The organism is Plantactinospora veratri (assembly GCF_036421995.1).
Taxonomy (GTDB): domain Bacteria; phylum Actinomycetota; class Actinomycetes; order Mycobacteriales; family Micromonosporaceae; genus Plantactinospora; species Plantactinospora veratri.
In genome coordinates this window covers 20276-47225 of the sequence record NZ_JAZGQL010000005.1, presented here as the reverse complement: position 1 = coordinate 47225, position 26950 = coordinate 20276, and the positions used below count along the sequence as shown (strand labels likewise).

General features: G+C 71.9%; 21 protein-coding genes. 9 read left to right on the top strand and 12 right to left on the bottom strand.

All coding sequences use genetic code 11. The features are described from left to right. Nucleotides 1-40 precede the first annotated feature (40 nt). The gene (locus tag V1634_RS06400) at nt 41-1756 is read right to left on the bottom strand and encodes a dihydroxy-acid dehydratase (RefSeq protein WP_331206813.1); all 1716 of its coding nucleotides are present in this window, start codon (nt 1754-1756) and stop codon (nt 41-43) included. Between the two features lie 102 nt (nt 1757-1858). Here V1634_RS06400 and V1634_RS06395 point away from each other — a divergent pair, with 102 nt between their 5' ends. Together V1634_RS06395 and V1634_RS06390 are read left to right on the top strand one after the other, a co-directional pair. Further along, on the top strand, nt 1859-2881 hold the full coding sequence (locus V1634_RS06395) for a zinc-dependent alcohol dehydrogenase (protein ID WP_331206812.1): 1023 nt from the start codon (nt 1859-1861) through the stop codon (nt 2879-2881). 49 nt (nt 2882-2930) lie between these two features. Beyond that, complete coding sequence (locus V1634_RS06390; RefSeq protein ID WP_331206811.1) at nt 2931-3692, top strand: PIG-L deacetylase family protein; 762 nt, start codon at nt 2931-2933, stop codon at nt 3690-3692. A gap of 42 nt (nt 3693-3734) precedes the next feature. Here V1634_RS06390 and V1634_RS06385 read toward each other — a convergent pair whose 3' ends face one another. Continuing rightward, a complete protein-coding gene (locus V1634_RS06385) occupies nt 3735-4739 on the bottom strand; it encodes an SDR family NAD(P)-dependent oxidoreductase (protein ID WP_331206810.1) in 1005 nt (334 codons plus the stop codon). A gap of 73 nt (nt 4740-4812) precedes the next feature. Here V1634_RS06385 and V1634_RS06380 point away from each other — a divergent pair, with 73 nt between their 5' ends. Continuing rightward, nucleotides 4813-5769, top strand: coding sequence for an AraC family transcriptional regulator (locus V1634_RS06380; RefSeq protein ID WP_331206809.1), 957 nt, complete (start codon nt 4813-4815; stop codon nt 5767-5769). Between the two features lie 31 nt (nt 5770-5800). On the opposite strand, the gene V1634_RS06375 is transcribed toward V1634_RS06380, so the two are convergent. The 10 genes from V1634_RS06375 to V1634_RS06330 all read right to left on the bottom strand — a co-directional run bounded on the left by V1634_RS06375 (nt 5801) and on the right by V1634_RS06330 (nt 15657). Next, on the bottom strand, nt 5801-6472 hold the full coding sequence (locus V1634_RS06375) for a FadR/GntR family transcriptional regulator (protein ID WP_331206808.1): 672 nt from the start codon (nt 6470-6472) through the stop codon (nt 5801-5803). 47 nt (nt 6473-6519) lie between these two features. Beyond that, a complete protein-coding gene (locus tag V1634_RS06370; RefSeq protein ID WP_331206807.1) occupies nt 6520-7371 on the bottom strand; it encodes an amidohydrolase family protein in 852 nt (283 codons plus the stop codon). Continuing rightward, nucleotides 7368-8378 (bottom strand): aldo/keto reductase, encoded by a 1011-nt coding sequence (locus tag V1634_RS06365; RefSeq protein WP_331206806.1) that lies wholly within the window; start codon nt 8376-8378, stop codon nt 7368-7370. The genes V1634_RS06370 and V1634_RS06365 overlap by 4 nt, the downstream gene beginning before the upstream one ends. Then, on the bottom strand, nt 8375-8749 hold the full coding sequence (locus V1634_RS06360) for an L-rhamnose mutarotase (RefSeq protein ID WP_331206805.1): 375 nt from the start codon (nt 8747-8749) through the stop codon (nt 8375-8377). The genes V1634_RS06365 and V1634_RS06360 overlap by 4 nt, the downstream gene beginning before the upstream one ends. A gap of 73 nt (nt 8750-8822) precedes the next feature. Further along, a complete protein-coding gene (locus V1634_RS06355) occupies nt 8823-9851 on the bottom strand; it encodes an ABC transporter permease (protein ID WP_331206804.1) in 1029 nt (342 codons plus the stop codon). Beyond that, nucleotides 9848-11380: a sugar ABC transporter ATP-binding protein gene (locus V1634_RS06350; RefSeq protein ID WP_331206803.1), complete on the bottom strand. Its 1533-nt coding sequence runs from the start codon at nt 11378-11380 to the stop codon at nt 9848-9850. Before V1634_RS06350 ends, V1634_RS06355 begins: the two co-directional genes overlap by 4 nt. Next, nucleotides 11380-12426, bottom strand: coding sequence for a sugar ABC transporter substrate-binding protein (locus V1634_RS06345; protein ID WP_331206802.1), 1047 nt, complete (start codon nt 12424-12426; stop codon nt 11380-11382). Before V1634_RS06345 ends, V1634_RS06350 begins: the two co-directional genes overlap by 1 nt. Before the next feature lie 248 nt (nt 12427-12674). Beyond that, nucleotides 12675-13475, bottom strand: a complete 801-nt coding sequence (locus V1634_RS06340; protein WP_331206801.1) for an SDR family NAD(P)-dependent oxidoreductase — start codon at nt 13473-13475, stop codon at nt 12675-12677. Beyond that, complete coding sequence (locus V1634_RS06335; RefSeq protein WP_331206800.1) at nt 13472-14827, bottom strand: L-fuconate dehydratase; 1356 nt, start codon at nt 14825-14827, stop codon at nt 13472-13474. The genes V1634_RS06340 and V1634_RS06335 overlap by 4 nt, the downstream gene beginning before the upstream one ends. Beyond that, nucleotides 14824-15657, bottom strand: coding sequence for a fumarylacetoacetate hydrolase family protein (locus V1634_RS06330; protein ID WP_331206799.1), 834 nt, complete (start codon nt 15655-15657; stop codon nt 14824-14826). Before V1634_RS06330 ends, V1634_RS06335 begins: the two co-directional genes overlap by 4 nt. Nucleotides 15658-15998: 341 nt before the next feature. Here V1634_RS06330 and V1634_RS06325 point away from each other — a divergent pair, with 341 nt between their 5' ends. From V1634_RS06325 to V1634_RS06300, 6 genes are all read left to right on the top strand, one after another. Then, nucleotides 15999-19400 (top strand): glycosyl hydrolase family 95 catalytic domain-containing protein, encoded by a 3402-nt coding sequence (locus V1634_RS06325; protein WP_331206798.1) that lies wholly within the window; start codon nt 15999-16001, stop codon nt 19398-19400. 252 nt (nt 19401-19652) lie between these two features. Then, a complete protein-coding gene (locus tag V1634_RS06320) occupies nt 19653-20678 on the top strand; it encodes a hypothetical protein (RefSeq protein WP_331206797.1) in 1026 nt (341 codons plus the stop codon). Between the two features lie 405 nt (nt 20679-21083). After that, nucleotides 21084-22280 (top strand): TIR domain-containing protein, encoded by a 1197-nt coding sequence (locus V1634_RS06315; RefSeq protein WP_331206796.1) that lies wholly within the window; start codon nt 21084-21086, stop codon nt 22278-22280. Beyond that, on the top strand, nt 22277-24562 hold the full coding sequence (locus V1634_RS06310; protein ID WP_331206795.1) for a hypothetical protein: 2286 nt from the start codon (nt 22277-22279) through the stop codon (nt 24560-24562). The genes V1634_RS06315 and V1634_RS06310 overlap by 4 nt, the downstream gene beginning before the upstream one ends. A gap of 8 nt (nt 24563-24570) precedes the next feature. Then, nucleotides 24571-26262 carry a vWA domain-containing protein gene (locus V1634_RS06305; protein WP_331206794.1) on the top strand — a complete coding sequence of 564 codons (1692 nt, stop codon included), beginning with the start codon at nt 24571-24573 and terminating at the stop codon, nt 26260-26262. Beyond that, nucleotides 26259-26948, top strand: a complete 690-nt coding sequence (locus V1634_RS06300; RefSeq protein WP_331206793.1) for a vWA domain-containing protein — start codon at nt 26259-26261, stop codon at nt 26946-26948. The genes V1634_RS06305 and V1634_RS06300 overlap by 4 nt, the downstream gene beginning before the upstream one ends. The last annotated feature ends 2 nt before the right edge of the window (nt 26949-26950 follow it).

The window sequence follows — 26950 nt, the reverse complement described above, 5'->3', positions numbered from 1 at the left end:
CCGGCACCCCCGGCGAACGCTCCGCCGGGGGTGCCGGTCGTCAGTGCGACTCGCGGGCCACCTGGTCGCCGCTGCCGCCGACCAGGAACGCCAGGTCGGCGCCGGTGTCGGCCCCGAGCACGGTGTCGACGTAGAGCCGTTCCCATCCCCGGGCCGGCCGGGCGAACGCGGTCGCCATCGCCTCGGCGAGCGGCCGGGCCGCCAGCTCGGCGTCCGGGATGTCCACATCGAGCCGGCGCGCCTCGACGTCGAGCACGATCGGGTCACCCGTGCGTACCCGGCCGAGCGGCCCACCGGCAGCCGCCTCCGGCGCCACGTGCAGCACCACCGTCCCGTACGCGGTGCCGCTCATCCGGCCGTCGCAGATCCGCACCATGTCGCGTACGCCCTGGCGCAGCAGCTTCTCCGGCAGGGGCAGGTTGGCCACCTCCGGCATCCCCGGATAGCCCTTCGGCCCGCAGCCGCGCAGCACCAGCACCGAGTCGGCGTCCACGTCGAGATCCGGGTCGTCGAGCCGGGCGTGCAGGTCCTCCACCGAGTCGAAGACCACCGCCCGGCCCCGGTGCCGCAGCAGGTGCGGGGAGGCGGCGGCGGGTTTGATGATCGCGCCGGCCGGTGCGAGGCTGCCCCGCAGCACCGCGATCCCGGCCTCCGGCATCAGCGGCGCGCTGCGGGCCCGGATCACCTCCGGGTCGCTGATCTCGTGCCCGCCGAGATAGTCGCCGATCGGCCGGCCGGTCACCGTCGGCGCGGTCGGGTCGAGCAGGTCGGCGACCTGGTTCAGCACCGCCGGCAGGCCACCGGCCCGGTGGAAGTCCTCCATCAGGAAGCGGCCGGCCGGTTGCAGGTCGACCAGGAGCGGTACGCCGCTGCCGAGCCGGTCGACGTCGTCCAGGGTGATCGGCACCCCGACCCGGCCGGCGATGGCCAGCAGGTGCACGACCGCGTTGGTGGAGCCGCCCAGCGCCGCCAACGCGACGATCGCGTTCCGGAACGACGCCTCGGTCAACACCTGACTCGGCCGGCGCTGTGCCGCGACCATTTCCACGATCAGCCTGCCGGTGCCGTGCGAGCGGGCCATCAGCCGGCTGTCCGGGGCCGGCAGGCCGGCGGTGCCCGGCAGGGTCATCCCGAGTACCTCGGCGAGCAGGCCCATCGTGGAGGCGGTACCCATGGTGTTGCAGTGGCCGCGGCTGCGGATCATCGACGACTCGGAGTCGAGGAAGCCCTCCGCGGAGAGCGTGCCGGCGCGTACCTCCTCGGAGAGCCGCCACACGTCGGTGCCGCAGCCGAGCGGCACGCCCCGGAAGGTGCCGGTCAACATCGGACCGCCCGGCACCACCACCGCCGGCAGGTCCACCGAGGCGGCGCCCATCAGCAGCGCCGGGATGGTCTTGTCGCAGCCGCCGAGCAGCACCACCCCGTCGATCGGGTTGGCCCGGATCATCTCCTCGATCGCCATCGCGGCCATGTTGCGCCAGAGCATCGCGGTCGGCCGGACCTGCGTCTCGCCGAGCGAGACCACCGGCAGGTTCAGCGGCACCCCGCCGGCCTCCCAGATCCCGTTGGCGACGCTCGCCGCGACCTCGTCGAGGTGCCGGTTGCAGGGGGTGAGGTCCGACGCGGTGTTGGCGATCGCGATCTGCGGCCGTCCCTGGAACGCCGAGTCCGGCACACCACGGCGCATCCACGCGCGGTGCAGGTAGGCGTTGCGGTCCGAGCCGGCGTACCACTGATCGCTCCGAAGTGCAGGCATACTCTCCATTATCAAGAACAACTTCGGGTACCAGCTATGCCGTCTTCGGCGAATCCCGCCGGTACCGCAGGGTCGTGCCACGCCCGGGGCGGTGACCTGACCGTGCGTGCCTTCGTGGTGACCGGTCCGGGTGTCGCCGAGGTACGCGAGGTCGCGCCTCCGGTCGCCGGGCCGGGCGAGGTCGTCGTCGACGTGCTGCGCGCCGGTGTCTGCGGCACCGACGCCGAGTTCTTCTCGGGGCAGATGGCATACCTGCACAGCGGCGACGCCCGCTACCCGCTGCGGATCGGGCACGAGTGGTGCGGTGCGGTGTCGTCGGTCGGACCCGGCGTGCCGGAGAGCTGGCTGGGGCGACGGGTCACCGGCGACACCATGCTCGGCTGCGGTCGCTGCCCCCGCTGTCTCGGCGGCCGGCAGCACCTCTGCGCGGACCGCCACGAGATCGGCATCCGGGGCGGCTGGCCGGGTGCGCTCGCCGAGCGACTGCCGGTGCCGGTCCGGGCCCTGCACCCGCTCCCCGACCAGGTCGACGCGACACTCGGCGCACTCGTCGAACCGGGCGGCAACGCGTTGCGGGTGGTCGAGGCGGCGCAGGTCGGCCCCGGCCGGCGGCTGCTGGTGCTCGGGCCCGGCACCATCGGTCTGCTGGTGGCACAGATCGCGGCGGCCCGGGGTGCCGAGGTGCACCTGCTCGGCCGGGACGAAGCGTCGCTCGACTTCGCCCGCCGGCTCGGCTTCCGGTACGCCTGGACCGCGCGGAGCCTGCCGCCCCCGGCGGCACTCCCCTTCGACGCGGTGGCCGACGCCAGCAACGACGAGCGGCTTCCGGCGTACGCGGTGCAGCGGGTGGAGCCCGGCGGCCGGGTGGTCTGGATCGGTCTCGCCGAGCGGCCGAGCCTGCTCGACACCCGCGACCTGGTGCTCAGGGACGTCACCGCGATCGGTGTGCTCAGCGCCTCCGGCGGGCTCACCGGCACCATCGAGCTGTACGCCTCCGGTGCGGTCGACCCGCGCCCGCTGGTGGCGGCGACGGTCGGGCTGGCCGAGGTGGCCGAGGTGCTGCGTGGCGAGCGCGAACCCGGCTGGGGCGCCGCCCCGAAGATCCACGTCGACCCGTACCGCTGAACGGCGGAGGCGCGAACAGGCGGAGTCCCGCGTCGAGCAAGATGGACCCATGACTGCTGACACACCCGTCGTCCCCAACCCGCTCCAGCCCGTCGACGAGAGCTGGCAGCGCGCGCTCGCCATCGTCGCCCACCCCGACGACCTGGAGTTCGGCGCCGCCGCGGCCGTCGCACGCTGGACCCGGCAGGGCAAGGAGGTGAGCTACGCGCTGCTCACCAGCGGCGAGGCCGGCATCGACGGGATGGACCCGGCCGAGGCCGGACCGGTCCGCGAGGAGGAGCAGCGCGCCTCCGCGGCCATCGTCGGGGTCTCCCAGGTCGACTTCCTCGGGCTGCCCGACGGCGTACTGGAGTACGGCGTCGCGCTGCGCCGTGACCTGAGCCGGGTGATCCGGAGGTACCGGCCGGAGATCGTGATCACCAACAACTTCCGGGACAGTTGGGACGAGGCCGGCGACGCGCTGAACATGTCCGACCACATCGTCACCGGCCGGGCCGTTCTCGACGCCGTGCGCGACGCGGCCAACCGCTGGGTGTTCCGGGAGCAGCTCGACGAGGGGCTGGAGCGGTGGGGCGGGGTCCGGGAGGTCTGGACGGCCGGTTCACCGCTGTCGAAACACGCGGTCGACATCACCGACACGTTCGACCTCGGCGTCCGGTCGCTCGAGGCGCATGCCGCCTACCTGCGCGGTCTCGGCACCGGGGACTTCGACCCGGAGGAGTTCCTGGAGGGCATCTCCCGGCAGACCGGCAACCGCCTGGGCGTCAGGTACGCGGCCGGCTTCGAGGTCTTCCGCCTCGGCCTGCACTGAGACCCGGCCGCCGCGGCGACCGGCCGGGACCACGGGGCCGGGTCACGCCTTGACCAGTCGCTCGCTCAGCTCCCAGAGTCGCCGTGCCGACTCCGGGTCGACGGCGTGCGGCACGACGTCGGACGGGATGTCCTGCTCGACGCCGAAGTGGATGGGTTTCGGGGTGCCCAGCGGTGAGATGTCGTTGTTCTTCAGGTAGACACCGCCGATTCCGGCCAGCAGTGGGCTGGTCGCGGCGAAGACGCTGGTGCTGGCCCCCTGTTGCGGTGTCTTCTTCTCCCGGTCGGGGTCGATGACCGGCAGGCCGGCTTCGTCGACCAGTCCCATGGCCCGCAGTTGTTCCTCGGTCACCCCGGGCCCGTCCTCGACCCGCGACGGCCCCAGGCCGGTGCCGACGACGACGCCGGGGTGCACCGCGTAGCCACGGATCCCGTCGTCGGCCCATCGGCGGTCCAGCTCAACCGCGAAAAGTACGTTGGCGGTCTTGGACTGGCCGTAGGCGAGCAGGCCGTCGTAGCCGGTGGCGAAGTGCGGGTCGTCCCAGCGGATGTCGGAGAGGCGGTGGCCACCGGAGGTCACGTTGACGACTCGGGCGCCGTGCGCGGCACGCAGTGCGGGGAGCAGACCCAGGGTCAGCTGGAAGTGGCCGAGATGGTTGGTCGCGAACTGCGACTCGTAGCCGCGCGCGTCCCGGAACAGCGGCCCGCTCATGATCCCGGCGTTGTTGACCAGGATGTGCAGCGGGCGGCCGGAGTCGAGGTAGCGGGCGGCGAAGGCGTCGATCGACGTCGGGTCGAGCAGGTCCAGCGGCCCGATCTCGACCCGGGCGATCCCGGCCAACGCCGCCGCCGCGCGCTCCGGGTTGCGCGCCCCGACGGTGACGGTTGCGCCGGCCTTGCGCAGCGCACGGGTGGTCTCCAGGCCGAGCCCGGCGTGTCCGCCGGTGACGATGGCGTTCCGGCCGGTCAGGTCGATGCCCCGCAGGACGTCGTCGGCCGTCGAGGCGGCGGTGAATCCGGTACCGATTGGCTGCTGCTTGGCTGTCATGCCATCAGCCTGCGCCCGACTCCTCGGACTCTGAATAGTTGTCAGTCCGCATTTCTTGCGTGATAGTACGGAGATGGCCGGTGATCAGCTGTCCGAGGCGTTCGACCTCGTCGAGATCCGCGGCCTGCTGTCGGGCGGTTTCGCGATGCGGGGGCGCTGGGTGTCGCGTGCCGCCGTCGACGGCCCGCTGAAGTTCTTCGCGCTGGTCTGCGGTCGGGCCCGGCTGACCACCGACGGCGTCGACGGGCCGATCGACCTCGGGCCGGGCGACGTCGCCATCCTGCACAACCGGTCGTGGCTGGAACTCGAGGGCGGCACCGGCGACGGACCGCGCCGCGAGATAGTGCCCGAGCCGGGCTTCTCCACTCCCCGCCTCGTCGGTGCCGACCGGGGCGCCGACGACGTCGTGGTCGGCGGTCGCGTCGATCTCAACCCCGCCGGTCGGGCGCTGCTGCTCCAGGCGCTTCCGCCGGTCGGGCACGTCCGGGCATCGGCCGCCACGGCGACCAACCTGCGCGCGACTCTCGACCGGCTGTTCGACGAGGTGACCGGGAGCCGGATGGGTTCCGCGTTCGCGATCCGGCAGTACGGCCAACTCCTGCTGCTGGAGGTGCTGCGCGCCTACCTCGACCAGGCGGAGCTGCCACCGGGATGGCTCCGGGTGCTCACCGACGAACGGTTGCGCCCGGCGCTGCGCCTCATGCATGCCGAGCCCGGCAAGCCCTGGGGCCTGGCGGAACTGGCCCACGCCGCGGCGATGTCCCGGACGTCGTTCGCCGAACGCTTCCGCACCGTGGCGGGCATGCCACCGCTGGCCTATCTCAACCGCTGGCGGATGCTGCTGGCGCAGCGGGCTCTCCGGGACGGCGATGTCCGGGTCGGCTCGCTGGCGTCGGAACTCGGCTACGCGTCGGAGAGTGCGTTCAGCACCGCGTTCAAGCGCGAGGTGGGCGAGTCGCCGCTGCGCTACCGACACCGGATACGCGACGAATCGTCGACCCGGACGAGGTCGGCAGCCGAACCTCGCTGACCTGCCCGGGTGACGGTGTCGGGGGCTGGCGTCAGAGCACCCGGCGCAGCCACTCCTCCACCCCGGCGATGTGCACGGTCGCCCACGCCCGGGCCAGCTCCGGCTGCCCCGACGCGACCGCGTCCAGGATCGCCGCATGCTGCTCCCGGGTCTTGCTGACCGCGCCCTCCTGGGTCAGCCCGCGCCAGACCCGGGCCCGGGTCGTCGGCCCGGAGAGGCTGTCCAGCAGCGAGGTCAGCACGTTGTTGCCGGCACAGGCCGCGATCTGCCGGTGGAACTCCAGGTCGTTGGCGACCAGCTCGTCGATGCTCGGATCCTCCCCGAGCCCGTCCAGCACGCCGCGCAGCTTGGCCAACTGCTCCTCGGTCATCCGCTGCGCCGCCAGCGCCGTCGCGGCCGGCTCCAGGATCCGGCGTACCTCCAGGAACTCCAGCACGGTGTCGTCGCGGTGGAAGTCGACGACGAAGCTCAGCGCGTCGAGCAGCAACGCCGGGTCGAGGCTGGTCACGTACGTCCCGTCGCCCTGGCGTACGTCGAGGACCCGGATCAGCGAGAGCGCCTTGACCGCCTCCCGCAGCGAGTTGCGGGACAGGCCGAGCCGCTCGGCCAGGTCGGGTTCCCGGGGCAGCCGGTCACCGGGGCGCAGTTCACCGGCGACGATCATCTGTTTGATTTTGTCGATCGCCTCGTCTGTGACCGCCACGCGTTCCTCCCACATCCTTCCGCCGTACCGCGAAGACTAGGACCCGGTCAGGTGCCGAGCCGGTAGGTCCGCACCGCTGTTTCGCCGAAGACCGCCGACCGCTCGGCCGTCGACAGCGGCGGCAGCACCTCGGTCAGCGCCGCCAGCACCGCGCCGTAACCGGCGGCGAGCCGGCAGACCGGCCAGTCCGAGCCGAACATCAGCCGCTCCGGCCCGAACAGCCGGACCGCCTCGGCCACGAACGGCCGCAGGTCGGCCGGGAGCCACCGCCGCCAGTCGGCCTCGGTCACCAGCCCCGAGAGCTTCGCGGTCGCGTTCGGCGCGGCGGCCAACTCCGCCACCGGGCCGACCCAGGCGGCCAGCCCGGCCGCACCGTCCCGGATCGCCGGCTTGCCCAGGTGGTCCAGCACGAACCGCAGCTCCGGCACGTCCCGGGCGGCCCGGGCCACCGCCGGCAACTGGTCCGCCCGGCAGACCACGTCGAAGGCGAGTCCGGCTTCCGCGACGGTACGCAGCCCGCGCCGCACCTCCGGCCGGTCCAGGTAGTCCGGGTCGGTCTCGGCCTGAAGCTGTGGCCGGATCCCGACCAGCAGCTCGGCGCCGGGCAGCCGGCGGTAGCCGGCGATGGTCTCGGCCAGCGCCGGATCGGCCGGGTCGGCCCAGGCCACCACCCCGGCGATCGCCGGGCAGCCGACCGCGTAGCCGAGCAGGATCTTCGCCTCGGCGGTGTCGCACCTACCGCCCTCGACCAGTACCGTCCGGTCGATTCCGGCCGCCGTCAGCTCGGCGACCAGGTCGCCGGGGAGGAACGAGCGGCGGATCGGGGTCAGCTCGGGTGCGTCCAGCCACCGGTAGCCGTCCTCGATCCGCCAGAGGTGGTGGTGCGCGTCGACGATCACCGGGTACCGACCCGGTGGGTGGGGACCGGCGCGTCCGGGCGGAGCAGTCCCACGGCGACCAACTCCGACCAGAACTCACCGGACGGTGGTTCGGCGGCGTGCAGTGCGGCGTTCCGGCGTACCTGCTCGGGGTTGTGCGCGCCGACCACCACGGAGGCGACGGCGGGATGCGCGGCGGCGAAGGCCAGCGCCGCCGCCGGCAGCGTGGTGCCGTGCGCGGCGCAGAGCGTGGCGATCGCCCGGGCCCGGTCCAGGATCTCGGCCGGGGCGTCGGCGTAGTCGTACGGCAGGCCGGCGTGCGGCCGCTCCACGGCGAGCAGCCCGCTGTTGAAGACGCCCGCGTTCAGCACCGAGACATCGCGCCGCTCGCACTCCGGCAGCAGCGTGTCCAGCGCCGGCTGCTCCAGCAGGGTGTACCGGCCGGCCACCATCACCGCGTCGACGTCGGTCTCGGCGACGAACCGGTGCAGCGCCTGCCACTGCTTCGAGCCGACCCCGATGGCGCCGACGACGCCCTGGGCCCGCAACTCGTGCAGGGCCGGATAGCCCTGCTCCAGCGCCTGGGTCTGGTGGTCCTCCGGGTCGTGGATCAGCACCAGGTCGATCCGGTCCAGGCCGAGCCGGACCAGGCTCGCCTCCAGCGACCGCCGGACACCGTCGGCGCTGAAGTCCCAGCGCCGCCGGTAGTCGGCCGGTACGTCGAATCCCTCGTCGTCCCGCCGACCCGCCCCGGACCGGTCCGGTACCAGCAGCCGCCCCACCTTGCTGCTCACGGTGTATTCGGCCCGTGGCAGCGTACGCAGCGCGTCGCCGAGCCGGCGCTCGGAGAGCCCGAGGCCGTAGTGCGGGGCGGTGTCGAAGTAGCGGATCCCGGCCTCCCAGGCCGCCGCGACGGTCGACAGCGCCTCGGCCTCGCCGACCGCCGTGTAGAGGTTGCCGATCGGGGCGCAGCCGAGGCCCAGCGGGCTCACGACCACCGCGGAACGCCCCACCCTGATCCCGGTCATGCCGTCTCCTCGTCGCGTTCGTCGTCGCGTTCGTCGTCGCCCCGATCCTCCGGCCGGCCGGCGGGCAGCTCCCAGACCAGCGACAGGCCGGAGTCGTTACCGGAGTAGTCGTCCCGTACCTCCAGCAGTTCCGCCATCCGAGCCTGCCACGGCAGGTTCGCCGGATGGTCGCGCAGCTCGTGCCGCATCCGCTGGTAGTCCTCCACCTCGACCAGGTGGAACAGGTCCTGCCCGTCCCGCCAGATTCGCCAGGCGTGCACCCCGGCGGCGCGCAGCGCGCTGTCCAGCTCGGCGGGGATGACCTGGTGGACGCTGTCGTACTCGTCCTCCCGCCCCGACTTGAGCCGGGTGTGCAGGGCGATCCTCTGCATCGCTACAAAGCTCCTTCCCATGTAAGGAAGGGCCCCTTCTACAACAGAATCCGATAAGAGGGGGCCCTTCCTTTCAGTCCTGGGCTTTGCCGGAGGTGAGCCGGGCCAGGATGAGGGCGATCAGGATGATGGCGCCGTAGATGGCCTGGATCCACTGCGCGGAGACCCCGGCGAGGGTGAGAATGTTGTTGATCAGTCCGAGGACGATGACGCCGCAGAGCGCGCCGAAGAGCGTCCCCTTGCCGCCGTCGAGGCTGATCCCGCCGATCACGGCGGCGGCGAAGACGGTGAAGATCATGCCGTCGCCCTGTGCCGCCGCGACCGAGCCGAGCCGGCCGGTCATCAGCAGTCCGGCCAGCGCCGCCAGCAGGCCACCGACCATCAGGATGATCCAGACCACCCGGTCGGTACGGATCCCGGCCGCCCGGGCCGCGTCGGTGTTGCCGCCGATCGCGTAGACGGCTCGCCCGTGCCGGAAGAACCCGAGCGCGGCGATGCCGACGACGAAGAGCGTCCCGCTGATCCAGATCGACGCCGGTACGCCCAGCCAGACCGCGTTGCCGAGGTAGAGCACCGACGGCGGGATGTCGAAGAGGTTCTGCCCGCCGGTGATGCCGATCTGGAGGCCGCGCAGCACGATCAGCATGCCGAGGGTGACGATGAAGGCGGAGAGTTTGAAGCGCAGGATCAGCAGCCCGTTGAACGCCCCGATCGCCATCCCGGCGAGCAGGCAGATCGGGATGGCCAGGCTGGCCGGCAGCTCGGTGCCGAACCCGTTGCTGGCCGCCGGGATGACCAGGGCCAGCGCCAGCGCCGGGGCGAGCCCGATCGTCGACTCCAGCGACAGGTCGAACTTGCCGGCGATCAGGATGATCGCCTCGGCGAGTACCAGCAGGGCCAGCTCGGTCTGCTGTTGCAGCACGTTGGTGATGTTGGCGGCGGAGAGGAAGACCGGGTCGATGACCGCGCCGACCACCACGAGCAGCAGGATCGCGGGTACCAGCGCGAGGTCCCGCAGCCGGGCCAGCGGCAGCCGGCCGCCGAGGCCGGGCCGGCCGCCGGTCGGGGCCGGCGGCTTGGCGATTGTCTGGGTGCCGGTCACGGCTCATCCACTCCCTCTACTGCGGTCACCAGCTCGGCGTCGGCCCAGCCCCGGGGGACCTCCCGGACCACCCGTCCGTGGAACATCACCAGCACCCGGTCGCACGAGCGCAGGTCGTCGAGTTCGTCGGAGACGATCAGTACCCCGGTGCCCCGGGCCGCCGCCTCGGCCACCGCCCGTAGCAGTGAGTCCTTGGAGCGGACGTCCACCCCGGCGGTCGGGTTCACCATCACCAGCGCCTTCGGGTCGTTGGCGAGGGCGCGGGCGAGTACCACCTTCTGGGCGTTGCCGCCGGAGAGGCCGTTGACCGGCTGGTGCGGACCGTCGGTCTTGATGTCGTACGCCTCGATCATGCGCTGGGCCACGGCCCGCTGCCGGGCCGGCGCGATGATCCCGGCCGGCCCGAGCCGGTCGGTGATCGGCAGGGTGGCGTTCTCCGCCACCGACAGCAGCGGCACCAACCCCTCCCGGTGCCGGTCCTGTGGCAGGTAGCCGAGGCCGGCGGCGAGCGCGGCGGGCACGCTGCCCGGCTTCGGGGTGTTGCCGGCCAGGCTGACCGTGCCGGTGTCGGCGCGGCGCAGTCCGGCGATCGTCTCGGCCAGTGCCACCTTGCCGCTGCTGCCCGACCCGATCAGCCCGACCAGCTCACCGGCGCGTACCCGCAGGTCGACGTCGGCGTAGCAGCCGGCCAGGCCGAGGCCGGCGACGTCGAGGACGACCGGTGCGCTGCCCGGTACGGCCGGCCGGTCGAGCCCGGCCAGGGTCTCCCCCGCGTCACCGGTCATCGCGGCGACCAGTGCCTCCCGGGAGAGCGTGTCGACCGGCTGGGTCAGGATGTGCCGGGCGTCGCGCAGCACCGTGACGGTCTGGCAGACCTCGTAGACCTCCTGGAGGTGGTGCGAGATGAACAGGAAGGTCACCCCGGCGGCCTGCAACTCGCGCATCCGGTCGAAGAGCCGTTCGATCGCGGCAGCGTCGAGTTGCGCGGTCGGCTCGTCGAGGATGATGAACTTCGCACCGAAGGAGAGCGCGCGGGCGATCTCGACGAGCTGGCGCTGCTCGACGCTGAGGCTGCCGGCCGGCGCGGCCGGGTCGACGGCGACGCCGTACCCGTCGAGCAGGTCGGCGGCGCGGCGTCGCAGGCCGCGCCAGTCGATCAGCCCGCGACCGGCCTGGCGGTTGAGGAAGAGGTTCTCCGCGACGGTCAGGGTGGGGATGATGGTCGACTTCTGGTAGACGCAGGCGACCCGTTGCCGCCAGGCGTCGCGGTCGGCGAGTGCCGGTGCGGGCGTCCCGTCGAAACGCACCTGGCCGCCGTCCGGCCGCTGCAGTCCGGTGAGGATCGCCACCAGGGTGGACTTGCCGGCGCCGTTGCGGCCGACCAGGGCGTGTGTCTCGCCCGGTGCGATGGTGATGCCGGCGGAGTGCAGCGCGACGGTCGCGCCGTACCGCTTGGAGATGTCGCGGGCCTCCGCGGCCGGGGCGACGGCCCCGGCCACGGTGCCTGCGGTCTGCGTCTGACCGGTCATCACTTGCCGATCTGGTTTCCCCAGAGCGCCGGATCGTCGACGTTCTCCTTGGTGACCAGTGGTGCGGCGAGCTGGTCCTCCAGTCCGTTGCCGACCTCGATGATGGTGCTGTTGTGGTCGGTCGGGCCAGGCTGGAAGGTCTTGCCCTCGGCCGCCGCCTTCGCGTAGTAGAGCGCCCACTTGGCGTAGAGGTCGGCGGGCTGTGAGACGGTGGCGTCGATCTCGCCCTTGCGGATCGACTCGAACTCCTGCGGGATGCCGTCGTTGGAGACGATGAAGATGTGCTTCGGGTCGGTCGGCGGCACCAGCAGGTTCTTGGCCTTGAGCACCTGGAGCGTCGGCGCCAGGAAGGCGCCGCCGGCCTGCATGTAGATGCCCTTGATGTCGGGGTGCTGGGCGAGCCGGGTCTGTAGCGCGGCGGCGGCCTTCGGCCCCTCCCACTCGGTCGGCTCCGCGAAGATGGTGATCCCGGGGAACTTGCTCTTCATGCACTCGGCGAACGCCTCGGAGCGGTCCCGGCCGTTGATGGAGGAGAGCGAGCCCTGGAACTCGATCACCTTGCCACTGCCGCCGAGCTTCTCGCCGAGGAACTCGCACGCCTTCTGGCCGTACGCCCGGTTGTCGGCCCGGACCACCATGAAGACCTTGCCCTTGTCGGGGCGGGTGTCGACGGAGACCACCGGGATCTTCTTCGACTCCAGAGTGGTCAGGGTGGAGGCGATCGCGCCGGTGTCCTGCGGCGCCATCACGATCGCCTTGGCGCCCTGGCTCACCATCGCCTGCACGTTCGCCACCAGCTTGGCGACGTCGTTCTGGGAGTTGGTCGGCGACATCAGGTTGATGTCGTACTCGTCGGCGAACTGGGGGACGTACTTGGCGTACGAGTTCCAGAAGTCGGTGTCGGCGCGGGGCAGGTCGATGCCGATCTGCGGGCTGCCGCCGGTCTGGCCACCAGTTCCGCTCGACGACTCGCCGCAGGCGACGGTGCCGACGGCGAGAGTCGCGGCCAACGCGATCCCCGCCAGGGACTTCGCGGAATGTCTCACTGTGGTCCTCCATCCGGTGCGGATACGGTGGGCGGTTCTTGGAGGCGATCGGAAACACGCGGTAATACATCGGATGTCTATCAGCCCGTTCGTGGCCCCGCAAGACCCAGAACCCGCAATCTGTCGCCCCGTCACCGGACACACGGAATCGTTACATCGGATGATCGGGCGACGGGCAGCCTGGAACCCCGGGTCGGCGCCGGCCCGGAGACCGCCGCTCCACATCGGAGGACCTCGGGCGGGGTCGCTCAGCCCGGCGGGGTCGGCCGCAGCCGCAGCCCGTACATGCCGCCGTCGACCCCGAGCACCGTGCCGGTGATCGCCCCCGACAGCGGACTGGCGAGGTAGGCGATCGCCGCCGCCACCTCGTCCGCGCCGACCAGCCGGCCGGTGGGCTGACGGTCCTGGAGCGCGGCGAGTTCCGCCGCCGGGTCGGCGGCGGAGTCCAGCAGCCGGCGTACCCAGGGAGTGTCCACGGTGCCCGGGTTGACGCAGTTGACCCGGATCCCCTCCCGGACGTGGTCGGCCGCCATCGCCAGGGTCAACGACTGCACCGCGCCCTTGCTGGCGCTGTAGAGCGCCCGGTTGGGCAGCCCGGCCCAGGCCGCGATCGAGCAGGTGTTGACGATCGCGGCGTGCGCGGAGCGGCGCAGGTACGGCAGCGCCGCCCGGCTCACCCGGACCATCCCGACCACGTTCACGTCGAGTACCCGGTGCCACTCGTCGTCCGGATTGGACTCGACGGTGCCCTGCGCGCCGATCCCGGCGTTGTTGACGAGTACGTCGATGCCGCCGAGCGCCCGGGCCGCGGCAGCCACTCCGACGCGTACCGAGGCGTCGTCGGAGACGTCGGCGTTGATGCCGAGCAGGGGCTCGGGGACGGCGCCCGGGTTCAGGTCCAGGCAGCAGACCCGGGCGCCCCGGGCGGCCAGCAGGGTGGCGGTGGCGAGGCCGATCCCCGAGGCGCCACCGGTCACCACCGCCGCCAGGCCGGTGAACTCACCCCGGCCGGCGCCTGCCCCGTCACCGGGGAGGTTCTCGACGGTCACGGCGCCGCCACCTCGGCCGGCGAAGGCGCCACTCCGGTCGCCGCATCGGCCGCCGCCGGCGCCGCCCAGACCGGGCCGTCCGGATAGGCGTACTCGGTCAGCGTCTCCGGGCGCATCGTGGCGCTGAAGCCGGGCGCGGTCGGTGCCAGGTACCGGCCCCGGCGGATCACCACCGGGTCGACGAAGTGCTCGTGCAGGTGGTCGACGTACTCGATGACCCGGTCCCGCATCGAGCCGGCGACCGCGACGTAGTCGAACATCGACAGGTGCTGGACGAGTTCGCAGAGCCCGACCCCGCCCGCGTGCGGGCAGACCGGTACGCCGAACTTCGCCGCCAGCAGCAGGATCGCGATGTTCTCGTTGACCCCGGCGACCCGGCTCGCGTCGATCTGCAGGTAGGAGATCGCGTCGAGCTGGAGCAGTTGCTTGAAGACGACCCGGTTTGCCACGTGCTCGCCGGTGGCGATCCGGACCGGGGCAAGTTCCCGGGCGATGGTGGCGTGCCCGACGACGTCGTCCGGGCTGGTCGGCTCCTCGATCCAGTACGGGTCGAAGGGAGCCAGCTCGCGTACCCAGGAGATCGCCTGCGGCACGTCCCAGCGCTGGTTGGCGTCGACGGCGATCCGGATGTCCGGTCCGCAGGTCTGCCGGGCGATGCCCATCCGCCGGATGTCGTCGTGGAGGTCGGCGCCGACCTTCAGCTTGATCTGGGTGAAGCCGTCGGCGAGCGCCTCCTTGCAGAGCCGGCGCAGCTTCTCGTCGTCGTAGCCGAGCCAGCCGGGCGAGGTGGTGTAGGCGGGGAAGCCCTCGCGCAGCAGGTGTTCCTCGCGCTCGGCCCGGCCGGGGCGGGCGTCCCGGAGGATCGCCAGCGCCTCGTCGGGGGTCAGCGCGTCGCTGAGATAGCGGAAGTCGACCAGGTCGACCAGCTCCTCCGGGCTCATCCCGGCGAGCAGTCGCCACAGCGGCAGCCCGGCCCGCTTGGCCCGCAGGTCCCAGAGCGCGTTGACCACGGCGGCGATCGCCATGTGCATGACGCCCTTCTCCGGGCCGAGCCAGCGCAGTTGGGAGTCGTGCACCAGTTCCCGCCAGAGGCCGCCGAGGTCGGCCAGGACCGCCTCGACCGGGCGCCCGACCAGGTACGGCCGCAGCGACGCGATCGCCGCCGCCTGTACGTCGTTGCCCCGCCCGATGGTGAAGGCGAAGCCGTGCCCCTCGTGCCCGTCCCCGGCGTCGGTACGGATCACCACGTAGGCGGCCGAGTAGTCCGGGTCGGGATTCATCGCGTCCGAGCCGTCGAGTTCCCGGGAGGTCGGGAACCGGATGTCGGCGATGTCGAGTCCGGTGAAGATCATGCCTGCCCCATCGTCTGGCGTTGCCGCCCCAGCCCGTCGATCTCGAGTTCGATGACGTCGCCGGCGACCAGGTACGGCTTCGGCTCGGGCTGGCCGAGCGCCACCCCGGCCGGGGTGCCGGTGTTGATGACGTCGCCCGGGTGGAGCACCAGGAACTGGCTCAGGTAGTGCACGATCTCGGCCACCGGGAAGACCATGTTCGAGGTGTTGCCGTCCTGCTTGAGTACGCCGTTGACCCAGAGCCGCAGGCCCAGCCGCTGCGGGTCCGGCACCTCGTCGGCGGTGACCAGCCACGGGCCGAGCGGGTTGAAGGTCTCGCAGTTCTTGCCCTTGTCCCACTGGCCGCCGCGTTCGAGCTGGAATTCCCGCTCCGAGACGTCGTGCGAGACGGCGTAGCCGGCGACGCAGCGCAGCGCCTCCTCCGGGCTGGCGAGGTATCGGGCGGTCCGGCCGATCACCACGGCCAGCTCCACCTCCCAGTCGGTCTTGGTGCTGCCGCGTGGCACCAGCACCTCGTCGTCCGGGCCGACCACGGTGTCCGGGGCCTTCATGAAGACCACCGGTTCGGTGGGGAGCGGGGCGCCGGTCTCGGCGGCGTGGTCGCGGTAGTTCAGGCCGATGCAGATGATTTTTCCCGGTCGCAGCGGTGGCCCGACCCGGAGGCCCTCGGCGGGGAGGACCGGCAGCCCTTCGACGTCGATCCCGGCCAGCCGCTCGATGCCACCGTCGGCCAGGAACGCTCCGTCCAGGTCGTCGAGCACCCCACCGAGGTCGCGCAACCGCCCGGCCTCGTCCAGCAGCGCCGGGGACTCCCGCCCCGGCGCGCCCACCCGCAACAGCCTCACCCGTCGCCCCCAGACTTCCCGTGATACCCGGTCAGCAATACATCCGATGTCTATCAGGTGGGCTTGTCAGGACACAAGAGCAGGACGGTAATCGCGGGCGCGCGGCCGGCCCCGATCGGGCCGTCGAGACTCGCTCGGAACGTCGATCCTACCGGCCAGGACGCCGACGAGCAGCCAGCGCGATCCAAGATTCTCTCTTGTCTATCAGGGGTGTCCTTTGTAACCTCATCGCCAAACATCGGATGCGTGCCGGACGCGTGGTCGTGGCCGGACGCCAGCCCCGGCAGAGTTCTCCCCCGGCCCATCTGGACGACCCGGAGACAGGAATGGATGACCCTAACCGGCGGCCCGCGCCGCGCCGGTGGACGGCCGCCGCACTGGTGGCCGCGCTGACCGCGATCCTGCCCGCCTGGTCCACCGCCGCCCCCGCCTCCGCCGCCCCCGACCGCACGTCGGGCAGCGCACCCTCCGCCGAGGACCCGCTCACCCTCTGGTACGACGAACCGGCCGCCGACTGGGAGACCCAGGCGCTGCCGATCGGCAACGGCGCGCTCGGCGGCATGGTCTTCGGCCGGGTCGCCGCCGAGACCGTGCAGTTCAACGAGAAGACGCTCTGGACCGGCGGCCCCGGCTCGGCCGGCGGTTACAACTTCGGCAACTGGACCTCGCCCCGCCCCGGCGCGATCGAGGAGGTGCAGCGCCTGATCAACGAGCGGGGCCGGCTCAGCCCGCAGGAGGTGGCGAACCGGCTCGGCCAGCCGAAGAGCGGCTTCGGGGCGTACAACACCTTCGGAGAGCTGACGCTGCGGCTCACCGAGGACCCGGGGACGGTCACCGACTACCGCCGCGAACTGGACATCGGCCGGGCGGTCGCCAAGGTCTCCTACGCGCACGACGGCGTGCGCTACACCCGGGAGTACTTCGCCAGCCGGCCCGACGGGGTACTGGTGGTGCGGCTCGGCGCCGACCGGCCGGGCAGGATCGGCTTCACCGCCGGGGTGACCGCGCCGGACAACCGCTCGAAGAACCTCACCGCCAGCGGCGGCCGGATCACCTTCGCCGGCACCCTCGACGACAACAAGCTGAAGTACGAGTCGCAGATCCAGGTCAGCGCCGACGGCGGCACGGTCAGCGACGGTGCCGACGGCACGGTCACGGTGGCCGGGGCGGACTCCGCCACGCTGGTGCTGGGCGCCGGCACCGACTACGCGGGCAGCTACCCGACGTACCGGGGAGCCGACCCGCACGCCCGGGTCACCGCCACCGTCGAGGCGGCGGCGGCGAAGTCCTACCCCGACCTGCTCGCCGCGCACACCGCCGACCACCGGGCGCTCTTCGACCGGGTACGCCTCGACATCGGCCAGCAGATGCCGGGGATCCCCACCGACGAGCTGCTGCGGCAGTACCGGGGCGGGGCGTCGGCGGCGGACCGCGCGCTGGAGGCGCTCTTCTTCGCCTACGGCCGCTACCTGCTGATCGCCTCCTCCCGGCCGGGCTCGCTGCCGGCGAACCTCCAGGGTGTCTGGAACAACGTCACCAACCCGCCCTGGGACGCCGACTACCACGTCAACATCAACCTCCAGATGAACTACTGGCCGGCCGAGACGACGAACCTGTCGGAGACCACCGCCCCGTTCTTCGACTACGTCGACGCGATGGTGCCGCCGGGCCGGGTCACCGCGCGGCAGATCTACGGCAACCGGGGCTGGGTGGTGAACAACGAGACCAACGTCTACGGCTTCACCGGCCTGCACAGCTATCCGCAGTCGTTCTGGTTCCCCGAGGCCGGCGCCTGGCTGGCCCAGCACTACTACGAGCACTACCGGTTCACCGGGGACGCCGAGTTCCTCCGCCAGCGGGCGTACCCGCTGATGAAGGAGCTGGCGCTCTTCTGGCTCGACGAGCTGGTCACCGACCCGCGCGACGGCAAGCTGGTGGTCTCGCCGAGCTACTCACCGGAGAACGGCGACTTCACCGCCGGCGCCTCGATGTCGCAGCAGATCGTCTGGGAACTCTTCACCAACACCATCGAGGCGGCCGGGATCGTCGGCGGCGACACCGCGTTCCGGCGGGAGCTGCGCGACGCGTTGGCCAGGCTCGACCCGGGGCTGCGGGTCGGCTCCTGGGGGCAGCTCCAGGAGTGGAAGGAGGACCTGGACAACCCCGACGACCAGCACCGGCACGTCTCGCACCTGTTCGCCCTGCACCCGGGCGCGCAGATCACCGCGCTGGACGACCCGGAGCTGGCGGCCGCCGCCAAGGTCTCGCTGACGGCGCGCGGTGACGGCGGTACGGGCTGGAGCAAGGCGTGGAAAATCAACTTCTGGTCCCGGCTGCTGGACGGGGACCACGCGCACAAGATGCTGGTCGAGCAGTTGCGGCAGAGCACCCTGGCGAACCTCTGGGACACCCACCCGCCGTTCCAGATCGACGGCAACTTCGGTGCGACCGCCGGGATCGCCGAGATGCTGTTGCAGAGCCAGAGCGGTGAGGTGCACGTACTGCCGGCGCTGCCCAGCGCCTGGCGCGACGGCGCGGTGCGTGGACTGCGGGCCCGGGGTGGGCTGACCGTCGACACGAAGTGGTCGGCCGGGGCCGCCACCGAGATCGCGGTGACCGCCGACCGGGCCGGCGAGGTGACGGTGCGCAGCCCGCTCTTCGCCGGCCCGTACGAGCTGGTCGACGCGCGGACCGGTAAGAAGGTGAAGGGGCAGGCGAAGGGCGACAGGCTGACCTTCACCGCCCGGGCCGGCCACCGGTACGTGGCCACCGCCCAGGTCGGCTTCGCCGTCGACGCTCCGGCGACGCTGCAGACCGACGAGTCGGGGACGGTCTCGGTGACCGTCTCCGCGCTCGGCGACCAGAAGGTGCCGCCGTCGACGCTGAAGCTGGCCCTGCCGGCGGGCTGGCAGGTCCGGCCGGGTCGGGTCGAGGTGCCCCGGTTGTGGCCGGGTGACTCGCAGACCTACCGGTTCACCGTCACGCCGGGCCGGGCGGCGGCAGCCGGCCCGAACCGGATCGAGGCGCGGCTGACCCACGACAGGTGGCGGGCCACGGCGAGCGCCTCGATCACGCTGCCGGTCCCGCCGCCCTGCGCCCGGCCCGCCCCGGACGTCCCGCTGGTGGCCTGGGACCCGGTCTCCGGCGACACGGTGACGGACCACTCGCCCAACGGGCGGACCGCGACGGTGCAGACCGGCGGGGCGTACGTCGCCGCCGGGCCGACCGGCAGCGCACTGCTGCTCGACGGCAACCGGTTCCTGCGTACCGCGCCGACCACCCTCGGCTACCTGGAGGAGGCGACCTTCGCGGCCGAGGTCAAGGTGACCAGCAGCGGCAGCTACCGGCGACTCTTCGACTTCCAGCCCGGCGGCGACCCCGGCACCGACGGGGTCCTGATCGACCTGACCCCGAGCAACCAGCTCCGGTTCATCGGCTCCGGCGCCGGTGTCACCAGCAACGCCACCGTGCCCACCGGCCGGTACGTCGACCTGGTCGTCACGATGGACGACGACGGCAACATCGTCGTCTATCTCGACGGCCGGCAGGCCGGTACGGCCAAGGTGCCCGGCGGCGGCATCGTCGGCTGTGCCAGCCGGGAGCTGCGGTTCGGCGCAGACCAGGACGGCGGCCAACGGCTCACCGGCGAGGTCGACCGGATCGCGATCCTGCCCGAGGCGCTACCGGCGGACCAGGTGTCCGGCTGGCAGGCCCGCGCCTTCGGCTGACCGCCCGACGTTCCACCCGGTCATTTCCGCGAGCCTGTTGGAACAACCTTGATCGGCTGTCTGCCCAACACGGACATCAGTCCGGTACTCGCCGAAGATCGTTCATGCCGGGTTCCGGCCGACCCGGACCTGCCACGGGCCGGCGGAGCACGAGAGACCGCTGGGGGTGTCGCGATCCGCGTATATTGGTGCGCATCCGCTCGCCCTCTTTTCGGGAGCCCCATGTCACCCGTAATTGCGGTTGTCGGCAGCATGGATTCGACCCGGAGCTACGACCCGCCCTGCGTGGACACCGCCACGGCCCAGGCGGCGGCGACCGCGATAGGCCACGAGCTTGCGACCAGGGGTTGCAGAATTGTCGTCTTCTCCAGCCGCCCGCAATATATCGAGTCCGCGGTGGTACGCGGCTTCGTCGAATCGGGCCAGGCGCGCCCCGGCTCAATCGAGGTCAGGGCCCGCTACGGCGCGGACACCGTGTTCGAGCAGATGAGCCTGCACCCGGACGCCTTCCTCGTCAGACCGGAGCCCTCCGGTGACTGGGAGGTGTCCTACTTCCGTCGGCTGCTCGCCGTCGACGGCGTGCTGCTGATCGGCGGGGGCCGCTCCACCTTCGTCGCCGGCTTGATCGCACTGTCCCGCCGGGTCGCGGTCGCGCCGGTGGCGGCCTTCGGGGGTGCGGCGCAGCGCGTCTGGCAACGGCTCGCCAGCGAGCAGGCGCAGCACACCGAGGACGACATCGCCACTCTCGCCCAGCCGTGGCGGTCCACGAGCGCCGCCGAGATCGTCGGATCCTTGCTCGCCCAGCACGATCGACGGACGGCGGCGGAGGCGGAAACCCGGCGTACCGCGCTCTCCGCCCGGCGCCGCACCCTGGCCGGGCTCGGGTTCGCCCTGTTGCTGCTGGCGATGGCGCTGGCCACCATCCCGGTCGCCTTCGCGCTCCCGGCCGGCCTGTGGGTGAACCTGACCGCGCTGGTCACGGCCGCCCTGTTGTCGTCGATCTGGGGCGCGGTGATCCGCAACGCCCACGACGGCGGCGCGGAATGGCTCCGGGCGGCGGCGCTCGGCTCCGCCGCCGGGACCATCGCCTTCCTGCTGTTCGTCGCGGCACAGCTCGCGACCAACCCGGATCTCTTCGTCGGTGACGGCGCACGGCGCCTGATCTTCTTCGTGCTGGCGATCGGGTTCATCGGCGGCTTCACGTCCGAAGTGGTCTACCGCAAGCTCCGGGACCAGGACGTGACGCAGACGTCCGTGCTGCCGCCACCGGGCGCCTGACGCCAGCTCCGCCCGGGCCGACGAGGGCGGCGAAGGCGGAGGGCGCAGCTAGACCGACCGGTCCGAGGGTACGACAACTCTGGCCGACCGGCGCTCCCGCCCGGCCGGTCATGCAGCCTTCCGCCGCAGCCGTCCCGCTCGGATGCTCCGGATCGTCGGTGTCCTTTCGGGGATCCAGCGGGGCCGCTCTACATGATCGGCGTCGCCAGGCGTACCGAATCTGTTTCATGTTTCCCGTTGTCCATTGCCGAAGGACCCAACAACCGCTTGTCCCGGCTGGGCGGCGTTGGGACGATTGGCATCGTTTGAAAGCGCGGCGGCCGGCAAACTCCGCGCGATTCTGGATGCACTGGCTCCATCGGCCGCGGCGATCGGGAATGAGTCCATCCTAGTAAGGATTTCCTGGTGCCGGATGTATTCATCAACTACCGTTCCGATGACGAGGCGGCCGTCGCCGTCCTTATCGACGAGCAACTGTGTGCGAAGATCGGACCGAAGCGGGTCTTCCGGGACAACCGATCGATCGAACTGGGACGCGACTTCCGTCCCGAACTCTGGGGCAGTCTCGCCAAGAGCGTGGTGCTGGTGGTCGTCATCGGGAAGAGGTGGCTGGCCCGGGACGGTCGCGGGCGCAGGCGCATCGACAACCCCGAGGACTTCGTACGACGGGAGATCGCCGGCGCGTTGTCGATGGGGATCGCCGTCGTCCCGGTCCTGGTCGGCGAGGTACCCGTGCTCCGCGCCGAGAACCTTCCGGACGACATCGCGAAGCTGGCGCATCGGCAGTACCGACGGCTGAGTACCAGGGGCATCCAGCGGGACCTTCCTCTCCTGATCGAGGAACTCGCCACCCTCGCCCGAGGCGAGCCCGCTGCGGCTGCCGCCGGGCCGGCGGCGGGTCGGGACGGGACCGTGCTGATGCTGCGACCGGAGCCCCCGGTCCGGGAGTGGCACCTGACGGCCCTGCACCAGGCCATCGAACGGGCCACGGCGGATGCCGAGATGTCGGAGATCGAGACGGTGACCCGCCCGACGAGACTCACCCTCTTCGTCCCGGCGGCCGTTGCACCGATCCGGGTGCTCTCCAGGCTGGTCAGCGCCCTTGAGGCAGCCCTGGCCGACCAACCCGTCCCGGAGGGCGGCCCGCTGCGCGTCCGCGCCGGCCTGCACCACTCGACGATGCGCAGCGGCCAGGCGGACGCCTCCGACGAGATCGCCTACCTCCTGGACCTTCCGGCGGTCGCCGAGGTACGACGTCGAGCGACGAAGGCGGGGCTCGTCCTCGTACTGCCGGACGCCTTCTACGACGGCGTGGTGCGGGCGCATCCGCTGGCGGCCGATCCGTCCACCTACCTGCCCGTCCCGATCGCCGAGGGCAGGGAACGCTGCTGGGTGCACGCCCCGGGCTACCCGTCCCCGCCGGGCCTCCGGTCGGCGCCGGAGGTCCGGTCCGCGCCGGACCCCGCCGCCGGCAGCCCGCCACCGGCGGGCAGCCACAGCGTCCAGTTCAACAACCACGGACCGGTGCACGGCCCACAGGTCGGCGGCGACTGGGTCAACGGCACCAAGACCGTCCACGGCAACGAGGCGGGGTACCGGTGAGCGGGGCGGCAGCCGCATCGGCAGCACCGGCGGCACCCGCCCAGCCGGCCGCGGCACCGGCCGACGCGGGACCGGCACCCGGGGGCGCACCGGCCGGGCCCGCCGCCGCCGGTGATGCCGGTGGCAGCGCTCCGCCGGCCGAGGGCGGAGCGGAGGCCGGGGCCACCCCGCCGGAGCAGGGTGGTGAAGGGGACGGCGCGAGCGCCGACCGGTCCGACGGCGCCAACCCGCTTTCCGGCACTCTGCACGACCAGCCGGGGCGTGGATCAGACCGTCACCAGTTCGTGCGCGACGCGCAGCAGCGTTTCGGCGGCGACGCCGTCTCCGGCGACAAGATCGTCTTTTATCTCACCGGCGGGCAGCAGAGCGCGCCGCTGACGAGGCTGTCACCGACCCTGGAGGAGTACGCCCGGCACGCCTTCGTCTTCCCGGAGCGCTGGGACGCCTGCCGGGCCGACTTCCAGGACCGCCGCAGCGTCCTGCTCCAGGGAGTCACCGGGGGTGGCCGGGTCACGATGGCGATCCGACTCCTGCTCAGCGTCGAGTCCCGGGTCATCTACCAACTCGACCCACGGATCGACCTCGGCCGGATGGCGGAGCAGCTCACAGCCCGCCGGTTCGAGCGCGGTACCGCCTTCCTGCTCTGCCAGCCCGACGACGTCGGGCGGCTCGACGCCTCCACCTTCGACCGGCTGGAGGCGGCGCTCAGGGCCGCCGACGCGCGGCTCGTGCTCACCGTCGGCTCCGAGGCACCGATCCGGGACGAGAGCCTGCTCCGGCACCGGATAAGCCTGCCGGCGGCACCACCACGACGGGAGATCCTGCGTACCCACCTCAGCTATCGCCTCGACGACGAGACCCGCGCCGACGGCCTGCTGGCGGAGCCGGCCGTGGCCGAGTTGGTCAAGGAGAAGCTCGACCGGGACAGCATCACCTGTGAGGTCGCCGCCGTGCTGGCGATGCTGCTCAGCCGCGAGTCGGAAACGGTGGACGTCACCCGGATCCGGGCGATGCTGATGCGCCGGGACGTCGACGAGTTCGGCATCTGGTTCGACGGGCTCGCCGACCTGGAACTGCGCTGCTTCGCGATCGCCCTCGCGGTGCTCGACGGGCAGCCGTTCGAGGAGGTCGCCGCCGCCGCACGCCTGCTGCACAAGCGCCTGACGGCCGGTGGCCCGCTCGTCGTGGACGACGACGCGTCACTCCGGGTCGCCAACCCGGATCCCTTCCGGATGCCGCCGACCCGGCTGCTGCGGGCGCTACAGGCCCGCACCACGGAGGGGACGATCCGCACACCCTACGGGTACGCGCCGGCCACCGAGATCTCGTACCGCAACCCCGACTATCCGCGTCGGGTCATCGAACGCGCCTGGAAGGGCTACCGGATCCAGGATCAGATCCTCGACTGGCTCGGCGACCTGGTGATGCACCGCTCCGACCAGATACGCGTGTCGGCGGGGACGGCGGTCGGTTTCCTGTCGACGCTCGCCTTCGAGTACGTCCGCCGCGCCGTCCTGCACGACTGGGCGGCCAGTGACCAGACGTACCGCCGGGAGGCGGTCGCCGACGTGCTCCGGGTGGCGGCCGGGGTGCCGGAGTTGCAGACCGCGGTGACCTGGCTCGTCGACGGCTGGTACCGGGCCCGGGACCCCGAGTTGCAGTCCACGGCGGCGCTGGCGCACGGCACCCGGCTCGGCCGTACCGACACCACCAGGTCGGTCCGGGCGCTGGAGCGGCTGACCGTAGTCAGGGAGCTGCCGGTGCAGGTCGGCATCTGCCGAGGGTTCGCGGCGCTGCTGGCCGAGGACCCGGAGCAGTACCTTCCGCTCTTCTACGGTGTGGTCGAGAGGTGCCTGGCCGATCCGAAGCGGGCCGACACCGCACAGCTCATGTTCCTGCTCGTCGCCGCGGACCTGCTCAGCGACGTCACCGGCGCGAACGGCGCGAAGACCCGGTGGCCGACGCTGCTGCTGCTGGCCACCCGTCATGGTCACCTGCGCCGGCCGCTCATCGAGTTCTGGTCCCGCACCCTGGCAGGCAGCCGCTATGGCTGGGCCGCAGAGCACGTGCTGCGCATCTGGGCCAGCTATGCGGAGTCCGACGCCGCGATCCGGGAGGCGTTCACCCGGCTGATGCGGGCGGTCGCCGAGTTCGATCCGTGGGCGGGCGCGGTGGTCACCCGCCATGCCCGCCAGTGGGACAGCGAGGACGTCCTGATCCCGATGCCGAATGTCGCGCAGGCGGTCAACGCCGTGCTGCTCCCCGACCACTCCGCGAGGTGAACCCGAGCATGTCCGTTCAACTGATCCTCAGGTCCGGGCCGGTGTCGCGGTTCGATGCCACCGAACGGGTCCGCGACCCGCACGTCGCCGCCGTGTACGTGACGGCCGGCGGCCAGATCGACATCCTGGACGGTGGCCGGCCGATCGGGCTCGGCGACCAACTCCTGCTCCGCTACCGCATGAGGTACGACATCGACCTCAGCGATCACCAGCGCACCATCGAGTTGCGCAGCTCGCCACCACCGGCACGCGGCGGGATCTACCACTTCGCGACGATGGTGAACGTCGGCTTCCGGGTGACCGATCCGAGGCAGATCGTGAGCCGCAACATCCAGGACGGGCTCCGGGTGGTCTCCGACTACCTGATGTCGGAGTTCCGCGACATCACCGCCGCCTTCCCCATCGAGGAGGCCAAGGCGGCGGAGGACGCGATCAACGCCCGCTTCCGGCGTGGCGTGACGATCGGCGGTTGCATCGAGCTGTACATGTGCCGGGCCCGGCTGGAGCCCGACGCGGCGGCGGTCGCCTACCTGCAGAGGGAGGAGGAAGCCAAGCGGGACAACGTCGTCAAGGCCGCCGAGCACGAGCGCAACGCGGACGAGGCCCGGCGGGCCAACAACATCGACCTGATCCGGCAGAGCGGCGCGATCGAACAGCGGGCCCGGGAACGCGACGCGCTCGCCGGGCGGCCGTTCAGCATGCAGGACCTGCTCGCGCTGCACCTGGAGAACAACCCGGGCGACACCGCCAGGGCTCTGGAGATGGCCGCCGACATGGAGGCCCGGCTCGCCGTCGAGCGGGAGAAGGCGGACAAGCGGAACTGGGAGAAGTTCGAGTACATGGCCGGCCGGAACCTGGTCGAGGCGTACGACATGGGCCAGGTCCGGGACGAGGTCGTCCGCGGCGCCTCCGGGTATCCGCACGTCCCGCTGGGCAGCGCTCCCTCGACCGCGTCGGGCTGGGAGGTACCGCTGCCCGAGGCCGGGGACGGTACGGACCGGCCCGGTAGCCGGCCACCCGGCCTGATCCCGATCTACCTGGTGATCGACGAGTCACCGGCGATGGCCGCCGGGATCGACGCGCTCAACGCCGGCCTGCGGTCCCTCTACGACACCCTGGCCGCCGACCCGGAGGTCGCCGAGGTGGTGCGGCTGGCGGTGCTGAGCTATGCCGACGGGGCCTCGGTCCGGATACCCGCGAGCACCCCGAGGCCGGGCGTCCGGCTTCCGGCGTTCACGGTCGGCGCCGGCCCGGCCCGGCTCGCCGACGCGTTCTCCCGGCTGCTGGACTGCATCCCCCGGGACGCGGCCGCGCTCAAACAGGAGACCTCGTCGCTGCGCCGCCCCCAGGTGCTGATGCTCAGCGGCGACCGGCCCGCCGAGGACCAGCCCTGGGCCGACGTGCACCGCCGGCTCTCCGACCGGGCCAGTCAGCGCTACGCCCCGGACCTGATCGCCTGCGGCGTCGGCCCCGCCTCGGCACAGACGGTCCTGCGGATCGCCACCCGGCCGGAGCTGGCCTTCGTCGGCCCGGCCGGCGACGTCGCCGAGGCGGCCCGCCGATTCTGCACCTTCGCCCTGCGCCGGGTCCTCGAATACGGCCGCGCCGTCCTCGACGGCGACCAGAACTCCGTCGTCACCGGGCCGGACGGTTTCCGCCCGGCCACCGAACTGCTTGCGCCGCCACCCCAGGGAGAGTGATCCAGCACATGCCGGACGTACGCGGGCAGTTACTGCCGATCTACGTACTGGCCGACGAGTCCGCCTCGATGCGGCACCTCATCGGTGAACTGAACGCGGGCCTCGTCTCGCTGCACCAGGCGCTGCTGGCCGAGCCCATGGCGGCGGCCAAGGTGCGCTTCACCGTCATCGGGTTCTCCGACACCGCCGTACTGCGGATGCACCTCGCCGACCTGCGCCGGGTCGACGCGATGCCGCCGTTGACCTCCCGGAACGCCACGAGTTTCGGCGCCGCGTTCCAGGCGTTGCTACAGCAGATCCCGGCCGATGTCAGGCAGCTGAAGTCGCAGCAGTACGCGGTGCACCGCCCGGCGGTGTTCTTCCTCAGCGACGGTCAGCCCAGCGACGGTGGGAACTGGCGACGGTTCCACCAGCAACTCGTCGACCGGAACCAGACCCTCGGCGCGCCGAACATCATCGCCTGCGGCATCGGCGATGCCGAGGCACGGACCATCCTGGAGGTCGCCACGCGTCCCGAGTACGCGTTCGTCTCCATCCAGGGCTCCGACATCGGGCAGGCCATCGCGAAGTTCTGCGCCGCGCTCACCAAGAGCGTGGTCGAGTCGGGCCGGTCGATGGCGAACGGCACGGCCGAACTCCGGGTCGACCGCCCGGAGGGCTTCCACATGGCGATCGACGTGGTGTGAGG

Excerpts from the sequence above, each read along its gene's own strand:
- V1634_RS06350 (WP_331206803.1), bottom strand. The coding sequence starts at position 11,380 with ATGACCGGTCAGACGCAGACCGCAGGCACCGTGGCCGGGGCCGTCGCC.
- V1634_RS06365 (WP_331206806.1), bottom strand. The coding sequence starts at position 8,378 with ATGACCGGGATCAGGGTGGGGCGTTCCGCGGTGGTCGTGAGCCCGCTG.
- V1634_RS06335 (WP_331206800.1), bottom strand. The coding sequence starts at position 14,827 with ATGATCTTCACCGGACTCGACATCGCCGACATCCGGTTCCCGACCTCC.
- V1634_RS06325 (WP_331206798.1), top strand. The coding sequence starts at position 15,999 with ATGGATGACCCTAACCGGCGGCCCGCGCCGCGCCGGTGGACGGCCGCC.
- V1634_RS06400 (WP_331206813.1), bottom strand. The coding sequence starts at position 1,756 with ATGCCTGCACTTCGGAGCGATCAGTGGTACGCCGGCTCGGACCGCAAC.
- V1634_RS06380 (WP_331206809.1), top strand. The coding sequence starts at position 4,813 with ATGGCCGGTGATCAGCTGTCCGAGGCGTTCGACCTCGTCGAGATCCGC.
- V1634_RS06305 (WP_331206794.1), top strand. The coding sequence starts at position 24,571 with ATGTCCGTTCAACTGATCCTCAGGTCCGGGCCGGTGTCGCGGTTCGAT.
- V1634_RS06360 (WP_331206805.1), bottom strand. The coding sequence starts at position 8,749 with ATGCAGAGGATCGCCCTGCACACCCGGCTCAAGTCGGGGCGGGAGGAC.
- V1634_RS06385 (WP_331206810.1), bottom strand. The coding sequence starts at position 4,739 with ATGACAGCCAAGCAGCAGCCAATCGGTACCGGATTCACCGCCGCCTCG.
- V1634_RS06390 (WP_331206811.1), top strand. The coding sequence starts at position 2,931 with ATGACTGCTGACACACCCGTCGTCCCCAACCCGCTCCAGCCCGTCGAC.
- V1634_RS06320 (WP_331206797.1), top strand. The coding sequence starts at position 19,653 with ATGGATTCGACCCGGAGCTACGACCCGCCCTGCGTGGACACCGCCACG.